12 protein-coding genes are annotated in these 10,990 nt (G+C 71.6%); 9 read left to right on the top strand and 3 right to left on the bottom strand.

Features of this window, described 5'->3' with window-relative positions; genetic code table 11:
* The coding region (locus LADH09A_RS01230) for an integrase core domain-containing protein (protein ID WP_238642875.1) at positions 1 to 126 on the top strand (126 nt) is incomplete at its 5' end.
* Here LADH09A_RS01230 and LADH09A_RS01225 read toward each other — a convergent pair.
* Complete coding sequence (locus LADH09A_RS01225; RefSeq protein WP_091409860.1) at positions 123 to 344, bottom strand: GntR family transcriptional regulator; 222 nt, start codon at positions 342 to 344, stop codon at positions 123 to 125. The genes LADH09A_RS01230 and LADH09A_RS01225 overlap by 4 nt on opposite strands.
* A 252-nt stretch (positions 345 to 596) precedes the next feature.
* On the opposite strand from LADH09A_RS01225, the gene LADH09A_RS01220 reads away from it, so the two are divergent.
* From LADH09A_RS01220 to LADH09A_RS01195, 6 genes are all read left to right on the top strand, one after another.
* Positions 597 to 800: a hypothetical protein gene (locus LADH09A_RS01220; protein WP_238642874.1), complete on the top strand. Its 204-nt coding sequence runs from the start codon at positions 597 to 599 to the stop codon at positions 798 to 800.
* Between the two features lie 228 nt (positions 801 to 1,028).
* Positions 1,029 to 1,403, top strand: coding sequence for a VOC family protein (locus tag LADH09A_RS01215; RefSeq protein ID WP_238642873.1), 375 nt, complete (start codon positions 1,029 to 1,031; stop codon positions 1,401 to 1,403).
* Positions 1,404 to 1,643: 240 nt separating this feature from the next.
* Entirely contained in the window at positions 1,644 to 2,471 is an 828-nt protein-coding gene (locus LADH09A_RS01210; protein ID WP_238642872.1) for a ComEA family DNA-binding protein, read from the top strand.
* Positions 2,468 to 4,873 (top strand): ComEC/Rec2 family competence protein, encoded by a 2,406-nt coding sequence (locus tag LADH09A_RS01205; protein WP_238642871.1) that lies wholly within the window; start codon positions 2,468 to 2,470, stop codon positions 4,871 to 4,873. Before LADH09A_RS01210 ends, LADH09A_RS01205 begins: the two co-directional genes overlap by 4 nt.
* Before the next feature lie 215 nt (positions 4,874 to 5,088).
* Positions 5,089 to 6,069: a DNA polymerase III subunit delta gene (gene holA / locus LADH09A_RS01200; RefSeq protein WP_238642870.1), complete on the top strand. Its 981-nt coding sequence runs from the start codon at positions 5,089 to 5,091 to the stop codon at positions 6,067 to 6,069.
* Positions 6,066 to 6,488, top strand: a complete 423-nt coding sequence (locus LADH09A_RS01195; RefSeq protein WP_238642869.1) for a hypothetical protein — start codon at positions 6,066 to 6,068, stop codon at positions 6,486 to 6,488. Before holA ends, LADH09A_RS01195 begins: the two co-directional genes overlap by 4 nt.
* Positions 6,489 to 6,701: 213 nt before the next feature.
* On the opposite strand, the gene rpsT is transcribed toward LADH09A_RS01195, so the two are convergent.
* Together rpsT and LADH09A_RS01185 are read right to left on the bottom strand one after the other, a co-directional pair.
* Positions 6,702 to 6,968 (bottom strand): 30S ribosomal protein S20, encoded by a 267-nt coding sequence (rpsT, locus tag LADH09A_RS01190; RefSeq protein ID WP_179780544.1) that lies wholly within the window; start codon positions 6,966 to 6,968, stop codon positions 6,702 to 6,704.
* 248 nt (positions 6,969 to 7,216) lie between these two features.
* Complete coding sequence (locus tag LADH09A_RS01185) at positions 7,217 to 8,203, bottom strand: phosphotransferase family protein (RefSeq protein WP_238642868.1); 987 nt, start codon at positions 8,201 to 8,203, stop codon at positions 7,217 to 7,219.
* Positions 8,204 to 8,264: 61 nt separating this feature from the next.
* Between LADH09A_RS01185 and LADH09A_RS01180 the strand changes: the two genes are divergently transcribed.
* Together LADH09A_RS01180 and lepA are read left to right on the top strand one after the other, a co-directional pair.
* The gene (locus tag LADH09A_RS01180; protein WP_238642867.1) at positions 8,265 to 8,801 is read left to right on the top strand and encodes a DUF4240 domain-containing protein; all 537 of its coding nucleotides are present in this window, start codon (positions 8,265 to 8,267) and stop codon (positions 8,799 to 8,801) included.
* 116 nt (positions 8,802 to 8,917) lie between these two features.
* Positions 8,918 to 10,795 (top strand): translation elongation factor 4, encoded by a 1,878-nt coding sequence (gene lepA / locus LADH09A_RS01175; RefSeq protein WP_238642866.1) that lies wholly within the window; start codon positions 8,918 to 8,920, stop codon positions 10,793 to 10,795.
* Positions 10,796 to 10,990: the final 195 nt, after the last annotated feature.

Below are 10,990 nucleotides of genomic sequence, written 5' to 3'. Positions count from 1 at the left end.
CAGACCGAACGCCGACAAGCCCTCCCCGGCTGGATCCACTCCTACAATCACCACCGCGGACACACCGCACTCAACGGCCTACCACCCGCCAGCCGCGTCCCCAACCTCACGGGTCAGTACATCTAGCTGTCGGCGACGAAGACGCCCTGCCCCTGCTGACCGTAAATCAGGTTCCGCTCGTGCAGCTCCTTGACGGCTCTGTACGCCGTGGAACGCGCCACGTTGTACAGCTCCCCGATCTCGGAGACCGACGGCAGTTGTTGGCCGGGAGAGTATTCGCCCGAGCGGATCTTCTGCTCGATGTCGTCCGCCACGCGGCGGTAGTGCGGTGGTCTGGTCGGCATGATCGGCTCTCCTGGACTTCAGCGGAGATCATGTTTCCAGCCCGGACGTAATCGAGACAAGACGACAGCGAGACAAAGTGGAGATAGTGAGAACTTGACTACACTGAGACACTGGATACAGTGAGACAGTGGTCGGGTGCTCCTGGACTTCAGCACTCCTGAGGTATCCGGCCTGTCCGCCTTGCGGGGAGAGCGCCGCAGAGTCTCTGCCTGCAGGGCGGGCTGCCTCGGATCTAGCGGGAGGTGCCGGCCATGCCGATCGATGAACCGGTGTCCAGGGCGACGGAGCTGTTCATGGCGAAGCGGGCCCTGGATGCTCACTGGACTCGGGCACTGGACACGCCGTGGCGGGCGGGCGGGTGCCTGGAATGCCGTGGACGCAACGACTGCCGACAACTTGACTGGGCACTCGCGCTGATCGCGGACGTCGCCTCAGTCATGTTCCAGAAGCGGTGAATGATCCTGCCCGCGCCGCCGTGTTAGCCTCCGTGCGCGCCCCAGATGGGCCTACCCCCCGGAGGTTCTGGCTACTTCAGCCACCACGCCGAGATCGACGCGACGTACGCGTCTCTCGTGTGGGATCCGGGGCGTCGGTGCCCTCGGGGCTTCGTCATCGGTGTGGCTGGGTGAGCGCTGTGGGCCTCCGGTCGGGTCTTCGGATCGACCGGGAAGAAGACGGTACGCATGACAGTCACGTTCAACCACACCATCATCGCCACGAAGGACAAGAACGCCTCGGCCGCGTTCTACCGGGAGCTGTTCGAGCTGCCCGAAGCGCCGTCGTGGGGGCCGTTCGTCAACGTCCTGCTGGACGAGGGTGTGCTGCTCCAGTTCGCCGAGCCGCCGATGGACGTCCAGATGCAGCACTACGCGTTTCTCGTCGACGACGAGCTGTTCGTTCGGTGCCTGGCATTCGTCGAGGGACGCGGCATCACCTACTGGGCCGACCCGCAACGGAAGCGGGAGGGGGAGACCAACACCGAGCACGGTGGGCGGGGCTTCTACTTCATGGACCCGGCGGGCCACGCCATCGAGATCATCACCCGGCCGTACGTGTAGCGACGGCGTCGACGGCACCGGCACGCCGGGACCCACATCGGTGTGAGCGTGATGCCTCAGGGTCATTTTGATGACTCAGAGGCATCATGCTCACGGGCTGGTCCGGTTCGGCCTCGTCGGTGAGTTGCGCACCTAGCAGATCGGTGCAGTGATCAGGGCGTTGTCCACAGGCCGGCGGTTGTCCACAGAGGGGTAGAGCGGCTCGCCCCGTCGTGCTGTCCGCCGCTCTAGCGTCGGGCCGTGTCGCACGACGAGGAGACAGAGGTCAGCCAACGCCTGCGCTGGCTGACCGACCCGCCGGAGAGTTCGCGGTCGATGCGGGCGGAGGTGCCGCCTGCGGTCGTACCCCCATTGGGTGTTCTACCGCCCCGGGCCGATGCGCCGCCCGCGGAACCGGACGCGCGCGGCGCATCGGCTGGCCTCTTGGCCGAGCCCGGGTCACGGCTGCCCGGCCCTGGGGCGTTCGACCCTGGGCGACGCGGTGTGCGGGCGTTGGCGGTCGTCGCCGTGCTGGTGGTCCTGGGTGCGGCCGGTTGGGCCTGGCGGTCACGACCGCAGTCGGAACCGGTCGCCCCGCTGGCCAGCGTGGTCGCGTCGGTCGCGCCGGTGGAAGGCCCCAGCGCGTCCGGTTCCGGCGAGCTGGTCGTGGCGGTCGCGGGGAAGGTTCGCAAGCCCGGGTTGGTGCGGCTGCCGGCCGGGTCGCGGCTCGCCGACGCGGTGCAGGCGGCTGGCGGCGCACTGCCCGGTGTCGACGTGGCGTTGCTCAACCCCGCCCGCAAGGTCGTCGACGGTGAGTTGATCGTGGTCGGGGTGACGCCGCCGCCGGTGCCGGATGGTGCGGCCGGCCAACCCGGCGGCGCGGCCGGACCCGCCGTCGGGCCGTTGAACCTCAACACCGCCACGTTGGCCCAGCTCGACGCGCTGCCCGGGGTCGGTCCCGTCCTCGCCCAGCGGATCCTCAGCCACCGGGACCAGCACGGTGGATTCAAGGCCGTCGGCGACCTGCGCCAGGTCGACGGGATCGGCGACGCGCGGTATGAGCAGCTCAAGGACCTGGTGACGGTGTGAGCGGCGGCGCTCCGAGGTCGTCGGGTGAGGTCGGCGTCGTACAGGCTGAGCCCTCACCACCGGACCTGCGGCTGGCCGGGTTGGCGGTGGCCGCCTGGCTCACCGCGCTCGCCGGCCTGCACCTCGGCGCCGGCCGACTGTTGGTGGTCACCGGGGCGGCGGCCGGCGTGACGACGGTCAGCGCCCTGCACCTGCTCGGCCGTCTCGGCCACCCCCGGGCCGCTGTCCGCCGCTACGGCTGGATCGTCGTCGCGGTCAGCCTCGGCGTGGTCTGCGCAGGAGCGGCGACCGCAGCCAGACTGGCCATTCGGGACACACCGCCGATCCGTGTCCTGGCCGAACAGCGTGCCCCGGTCACCGCCGACCTGGTGGTCCGGGACGATCCGCGTCCGATACGGAGCGCCGGCCGGCCCGGCATGCTGCTGGTGTCGACGGAACTGGTCCGGCTCACCGGCCCGGACGGCCGGCGCATCCACGCGTCGGTGCGGCTGCTCGTCCTGACGACCGACCCGGCCTGGCGGGGTCTGCTGCCCGGGCAACGCCTCACCGCCGACGGCCGGCTCGGCGTTCCACGCGGCGGCGACCTCACCGCGGCGGTGCTCAGCAGCAACGGCCCGCCGCAGCGGCACGGTGCGTCGTCCTGGGCTCAGCGTGCCGCCGGGACGCTGCGCGCCGGCCTGCAACGCGCCTGTGCGCCGCTGCCGGACGATCCGGGTGGGCTGCTGCCGGGTCTCGTGGTGGGGGACACCAGTCGGTTGCCACCCACCGTCGAGGAGGACTTCCGGGCCACGGGTATGACCCACCTCAACGCCGTTTCAGGAAGTAACGTGGCAATTGTCGTCGGCGCGGTGTTGCTGCTGGCCCGGTGGGCGCGGGCCGGTCCGTGGCTCGCCGCCGGGCTCTGCGCGGTCGCGCTGGTGGGCTTCGTCATCCTGGTCCGCCCGTCGCCGAGCGTCGTACGGGCCGCCACGATGGGGGCCATCGGGCTGGCCGCGTTGGCCGCCGGTCGTCCCCGGGCCGCCCTGCCCGCGTTGGCCGCCGCCGTCACCGTGCTGGTCCTGGCGGACCCGGAGCTGGCCGGTGATCCCGGGTTCGCGCTCTCGGTGCTGGCCACCGGTGGCCTGTTGTTGCTCGCCCCACGCTGGCGGGACGGGCTGCGGCGGCGAGGCGTACCGCCCGGTCTGGCGGAGGCGCTGGCCGTGCCGGCGGCGGCGCAGCTGGCCTGCGGGCCGGTCGTCGCCGGCATCTCCGGCACGGTCAGTCTGGTGGCGGTGCCGGCCAACCTGCTGGCGGTGCCCGCTATCGCGCCGGCGACCGTGCTGGGCGTGCTGGCGGCCGTGGTGTCGCCGATCTGGGCGGGCGGTGCCGAGTTCCTCGCCTGGCTGGCGAGCTGGCCGGCCTGGTGGCTGGTGGTCATCGCCCACCAGGGCGCTCGGCTGCCAGGCGGCACCCTGCCGTGGCCGGGCGGGGTGGCGGGTGCCCTGCTGCTGACCGCGCTGACCGTCGCGCTGCTGATCGCGGTGCGCCGGCCACTCGTGCGCCGACTCGTGGCGGTCGTCGGCGTCGCCTCGGTGCTCGGTGCGCTTCCGGTGCGGCTGGTGTTCGCCGGCTGGCCGCCACCGGGCTGGGTGGTGGTGGTCTGCGCCGTCGGCCAGGGCGACGCCGTGGTGTTGCCGGTCGCCCCCGGCCGGGCGGTGGTGGTGGACGCCGGTCCGGAACCGGGGGCGGTGGATGGTTGCCTGCGCCGGCTCGGCGTACGCGAGGTGCCGTTGCTGGTGATCAGCCACTTCCACGCCGACCACGTGGGTGGAGTGGCCGGGGTGTTCCGGGGGCGGCGGGTGGACGCCGTGCTGGTGCCCTCCTCGACTGACCCGGAGAGCGGTCGGGATGTGGTGCGGGCGGCGGCGACCGCCGGACGGGCCGCGCTGTTCACCACCGTCTCCGGGGCCCGACATCCGATCGGGGGCGTCGAGCTGCTGGTGCTCGGCCCGCCGTACCCGCTGGCCGGCACGAGATCCGACCCGAACAACAACTCGTTGGTGCTGCGTGCCACGGTGGCCGGGGTGCGGATCCTGCTCCCCGGGGACGCGGAGACCGAGGAGCAGCACGCGATGGTGGCGCGGGCCACCCCCGGCCAGTTGCGGGCGGACGTGTTGAAGGTCGCCCACCACGGTTCGGCGTACCAGGACGTCGGTTTCCTCGACGCGGTGCGGCCCTCCGTCGCGCTGGTGCCGGTCGGCACCGGCAACACCTACGGGCACCCGAGCCCGGGGCTGCTCGCGCGATTGAGCAGGGGCGGTGCCCGGGTGCTGCGTACCGACACCGACGGTGACCTCGCGGCGGTTCGGACGAGCCACGGATTGGGGGTGGCCCGGCGAGGGGTGCCAGCGGGCCGGCCCTGACCCGGCGGCCCTGACCCGGCGGCCCTGACCCGGCGGCCCTGACCGGGCGGCCCTGACCCGACGGTGGGCGTGCAGGTCGTCGTCAGGGCTGACGAGGCGGGTAACTTGCGAATTGCATAGGCAATTGAGGTAGATGTCGGGATTTGCGCTGTGTGCGGGCTGCGCCGACCAAGCAGCGAATGAGCAGGCACGATCCCGCCCCGGGCCGTGCGAATATGGGCGGCGTGACCCCCGCCAGCCTCGCCCCCATTCTGCTCGTCCTCGGTGACGAGGAGCTGCTCGCCACGCGCGCGGTCACCGAAGCTGTCGCGAAGGTTCGCGGTGCCGACCCCGAGGCGGACGTCCGCGAATACCAGGCCAGCGCACTGACCGTCGGCGAGATCGCCGAGATGCTCAGCCCGTCGCTGTTCGGTGGGCGGCGGCTGCTGATCCTGCGCTCCGGGCAGGACGCCCGCAAGGATCTGGTCGCCGCGTTGCTCGCGTACGCGAAGAACCCCGACCCGGACGTCCAACTGCTGGTGCTGCACCTGGGTGCCGCCAAGGGCAAGGCGTTCGCCGACGGGCTGCGGGCAGCCGGTGCGACTGTCGTCCCGGCGGCCAAGCTCAAGGGGCACCGCGACCGGGTGGCCTTCGTCCGTGACGAGATCCGCCGAGCTGGCGGTAAGTGCACCGACGACGCCGCCGAGGCCCTCATCGCCGCGGTCGGCAACGACCTGCGCGAGCTGGCCGCCGCCTGTTCCCAGCTGATCGCCGACACGGACGGGCGGATCAGCGCCGACACGGTCTCCCGTTACTACCGAGGCAGGGTCGAGGTGACCGGCTTCACGGTGGCGGACGCCACCATGGTCGGCGACGTGCCGGCAGCGCTGGAGGCACTGCGCTGGGCCCTGCACGTCGGGGTCGACCCGGTCCCCATCGCCGACGCCCTGGCCGACGGGGTGCGCACTGTTGCCCGGGTGGCGTCGGCCGGGCGGGGCAACCCGTACCAACTCGCCAGCAGCCTCGGGATGCCCGCATGGAAGATCGAGCGGGCACAGCGGCAGGGGCGTGGTTGGACCCCGGAGGGCCTGGTCCGGGCCATGCAGGTTGCCGCCGAGTGCAACGCGGCCGTCAAGGGCGGTTCCGACGACCGGGCGTACGCCCTGGAGCGTGCGGTCTTCTCCGTCGCCGCAGCCCGGCAGGGCAGCACCAGGTGACGGGAGCGAACCGCCCGGCGTGGGCCACCATCGGAGTGGACGAGGAGCGTTACCGGCCGCTGTACGCCCGACTCCTCGGCCTGCGGTTCGTCAACCCCGGCGGCGTGCTGTGCTTCCTCTTCTTCGAGGGCACCATCGCCCTGGCGGTGCTGCTCGCCCTCGCCGAGCTGGTCACCTGGTGGGCTGTGCTGGTGCTGCCCGTCGTGGTGGCGGCCATGGTGAAGCTCAACGACATGGTTGCCGCGATCGTGGTCCGTTCCGCCGCGCTCGTGCCCGAACAGGAACGGGACCGTTTCCGCCGGCAGATGGAGCCAGCGGTCGGGCGAGCCCAGGTGGAGTGGATCTCGCACAGCGTCACCGGCGTGGTGATCACCGCCGATCCGGTGCCGCCTGCCCGCCGCCCCGGCCCGTCTGACTGAGCGCTGGCCGGTCCGATCGAGCGCTGGCCGGTCGGATCGAGCGCTGGCCGGTCAGACCGAGCGCTGGCCGGTCCGACTCACCGCGGCCCGGCGAATTGAGCGCCGGCCCGTGAGACTGAGCCGTCTGGTCCGCAGACTCATCGCCGGCCTGTGGACACACGGAAGCCCCGGGCCGAGGCCCGGGGCTTTCCGAATCAGTCTGACGGTAAGTCGTCAGGCGGAGAGCGCACCCACGCGCTTCGCGATCGCGGACTTGCGGTTCGCGGCCTGGTTGGAGTGGATCACGCCCTTGCTGACGGCCTTGTCCAGCTTGCGCGAGGCGTCCAGCATCAGCGCGGTGGCCTTCTCGACGTCACCGGCCTCGGCAGCCTCGTTGAACTTCCGGACGGCGGTCTTCAGCGACGACTTGACCGACTTGTTGCGCAGCCGGGCCTTCTCGTTCTGCCGGTTGCGCTTGATCTGGGACTTGATGTTCGCCACGCGACAGCCTCGTCTTGATAGCTCGGGTTGGTCAGCTTGTGCGCTGGATGACGAACATGCGTCACCGCTGCGCGAAGAGCCAGGTTACCAGGTCGCCCGGGACGAGCCAAAACGGCTCGGCCTTCGCGCGGACGGACCCGGCCCGTCGAGCACCAGATTACGCCCTCGACCAGCACGGCGGCTCACCGCCAGCCCGTGCCGCGCCCAGGGCTGCGTCACCGCCAGCCCGTGCCGCGCCCAGGGCTGCGTCACCGCCAGCCCTGGCGGCGGGCCAGCCAGTCGAGGGACTGCTCGCCACTCCACCGCTGGTGGGCGGGCAGGTGCGGCGAGGCCGTCGGCGGGGCCGCCGCAGCACCGGTGAGGTAGTAGCCGGCCAACGCGGCCAGGGTCGCGTCCAGCGCGTCCGGGGGTGCGCCGACGGTCGCCGGGTGCGTGGCGAAGAGCCGGTCCGCGTCCAGCCCGCTGGCGTACGCGGTGAGCAGCAGGCCGGCCAGGTCGAACCAGGCCGGCCCGGAGCAGACCCAGGTCCAGTCGCAGAACCAGGCTCGGCCGTGCGCGTCGATCAACACGTTGTCGACCCGCAGGTCGCCGTGGATCAGGCCGGTCGCCCCGGCGGCGTACCGGGGGAGGAGGGACTCCAGTGCCACCAGCTCGGGCAGCCGGCCCTGCGCCGGGGCGGGCAGTGGTGGGGTCGGCTCGCGCCCGGCGGCGACCTCCTCCCACCAGAGGATGTCCGAGCGGGCCAGGTCGGCCAGGTGCGGCAGGCCGAGCGCGGTCAACTCGACCGGGGGGTCGGCCAGGGCGGCGGCGACCTGCGCGTACCCGGCGAGGGTGGCGTCCAGCTCGACGGGCACCCAGGGCAGGCGCGGGGTGTGGCCGTCGACGGCGTCGGTGCAGAGCACGAACCAGCCAGCTTCGTACAGGGTCCACCGGGGGCGGGGCGCCGGCAGGTCGGCCGGCAGTCGGTCGAGGATCGCGGCCTCTCGGGCGTACCAATCGACCAGATGCGGTTGCTCGGCGGCGGGTGCCGCCTTGACGAAGGCCCGGCCGCCGTCGGCGGTCTGGAGCACTGCGGCGAAGCCGCGGGTGAACCCCGCGCCCGCGACCCGGGCGGTGACCACCGGCGAGCCCAGCCGGTCGGCGACCGCGGCCCGCAGCGCCGCCGGCAGCGTCGGCCACGACGGGCGCAGCGCACTCGCGTGGTAGGGCACCGGCGGCAGCGGGGGAGTGGACACCACACCATGCTGCCCCGGGGTACGTGCGCGACGCGCGGCGACACTGCCAGACTGCCAAGCCATGAGGACCGAGGACTTCTGGCAGCTGATCGACCAGGCTCGGGCGGGCGGTGGGGGAGAGCCCGGGCCGGTCGCCGCGCGGGCGGTCGCGCTGCTTGCCGAGCGCGACCCGGAGGACATCATCGGGTACGCCCGGCACCAGACGAGGGTGCTGGCCGCCTCGCACAAGGCGGACCTGTGGGGTGCGGCGTACCTGATCAACGGCGGCGCTTCGGCCGACGGCTTCGAGCACTTCCGGGGCTGGCTGATGACCCAGGGCCGGGCGGTCTTCGCCCGGGCGGTCACCGAACCGGACTCGCTGGCCGAGTTGCCCCAGGTGCGGGCGGCCTCGCTCAGCGGTGAGGAGTTCTCGGCCGAGCCCATGCTGTCGGTGCCCTGGGACGCGTACCGGAAGGCCACCGCGTCCGAATTGCCGACGGACCGCGACCCGGTGCGGACGCCGGACCTGAACGACTTCTGGGACTTCGACGACGAGGAGGAGGCCCGCCGTCGGCTGCCCCGGCTGGCCGCGCTCTTCGTCGAGCCACCGCTGGAGTGAGAGGTTCTCGGGTCGATCCATCGCCCGCGCAGCGGAGCTACCCCGGCGGCGTGGGAACATAGAGGGGGTCGGCGGCGCGCCGGCCTGTTCACGTCAGCCGACCAGAACGGACCGCTGTGCCACCGAAGCTCGATCCCGGCGCGAACGCCCCTGGTGCCACCGACCCCGGTCGCATCCGGAACTTCGGCATCATCGCCCACATCGACCACGGAAAGTCGACCCTGGCCGACCGGATGTTGCAGCTCACCGGTGTGGTCGACCCCCGGCAGATGCGCGCCCAGTACCTGGACCGGATGGACATCGAGCGCGAGCGCGGCATCACGATCAAGAGCCAGGCCGTTCGCATGCCGTGGACCATCCGTGAGGGTGAGCGGGCCGGCGAGCACGCCGTCCTCAACATGATCGACACTCCGGGGCACGTCGACTTCACCTACGAGGTGTCCCGGTCGCTGGCCGCCTGCGAGGGTGCCGTGCTCCTGGTCGACGCCGCACAGGGCATCGAGGCGCAGACCCTGGCCAACCTCTACCTGGCGCTCGAGAACGACCTGCGCATCATCCCGGTGCTCAACAAGATCGACCTGCCGGCCGCCCAGCCGGAGAAGTACGCCGAGGAGCTGGCCCACCTCATCGGCGGCGACCCCGCCGACTGCATCCGCGTCTCCGGCAAGACCGGCGAGGGCGTGCCGTACCTCCTCGACGAGATCGTCCGGCAGTTCATCCCGCCGGTCGGTGACGCGGCGGCGCCCGCCCGGGCGATGATCTTCGATTCGGTGTACGACGTCTACCGCGGCGTCGTCACGTACGTCCGGGTCATCGACGGCCGGATCAGCGCCCGGGACCGGATCAAGATGATGTCCACCGGCGCCGTGCACGAGCTGCTGGAGATCGGCGTCATCTCGCCCGAGATGGTCAAGGCCGAGGCGCTCGGCGTCGGCGAGGTCGGCTACCTGATCACCGGTGTGAAGGACGTCCGGCAGTCCCGGGTCGGTGACACCGTCACCATCAACAGCCGGCCGGCGGCCGAGGCGTTGGGTGGCTACAAGGACCCGAAGCCGATGGTCTACTCCGGGCTCTACCCGATCGACGGGTCCGACTACCCCAACCTGCGCGAGGCCCTGGATAAGCTCAAGCTCAACGACGCCGCCCTGGACTACGAGCCGGAGACCTCCGGCGCGCTCGGCTTCGGCTTCCGCTGCGGCTTCCTCGGCCTGCTCCACCTGGAAATCATCCGGGAGCGGCTGGAGCGCGAGTACAACCTCGACCTGATCTCCACCGCGCCGAACGTCGTCTACCGGGCGATCACGGACGACGGCGAGGAGATCGTCGTGACCAACCCGAGCGAGTACCCCACCGGCAAGATCGCCGAGGTGTACGAGCCGGTCGTGCGAGCCACCGTGCTGACGCCCAACGACTACGTGGGCGCGGTGATGGAGCTCTGCCAGGGCCGGCGCGGCAACCTGCTGGGCATGGACTACCTCTCCGCCGACCGGGTGGAGCTGCGCTACACGCTGCCGCTCGCGGAGATCATCTACGACTTCTTCGACCAGTTGAAGAGCCGCACCAAGGGCTACGCCTCGCTCGACTACGAGCCCACCACCGAGCAGGCGTCCGAGTTGGTGAAGGTGGACATCCTGCTGCACGGCGAGCCGGTGGACGCGTTCAGCGCCATCGTGCACAAGGACAAGGCGTACAACTACGGCGTCACCATCGCCGCCAAGCTCCGTACCCTGATCCCGCGCCAACAGTTCGAGGTGCCGATCCAGGCGGCCATCGGCAGCCGGGTCATCGCCCGGGAGACCATTCGGGCGATCCGCAAGGACGTGCTCGCCAAGTGCTACGGCGGCGACATCAGCCGTAAGCGCAAGCTGCTGGAGAAGCAGAAGGAAGGCAAGAAGCGGATGAAGATGGTGGGCCGGGTCGAGGTTCCGCAGGAAGCCTTCATCGCCGCCCTCTCCTCCGACTCCGGCGACGGCAAGGCGGCCGGGAAGAAGTAGTCGCTCCCAGGGCGGGGCCGCCAGCGCCTCAGGCGGCGGCGGGGTGCCGTCGTCAGGCTCTCAACGGGCGTGGTCGACCGATCCGGCGTGGTCGACCCGATCCGGCGTGGTCGACCCGATCCGGCGTGGTCGCCCGATCCGGCGTGATCGGCCGACCCGGCGTGGTCGGCCGACCCGGTGTGGTCGCCGCCCGAT

The sequence above is a fragment of the Micromonospora cabrerizensis genome, from assembly GCF_022230955.1.
Lineage (GTDB): Bacteria > Actinomycetota > Actinomycetes > Mycobacteriales > Micromonosporaceae > Micromonospora > Micromonospora cabrerizensis.
The sequence above is the reverse complement of the archived record's forward strand: the minus strand, read 5'-3'. Positions and strand labels throughout refer to the sequence as shown.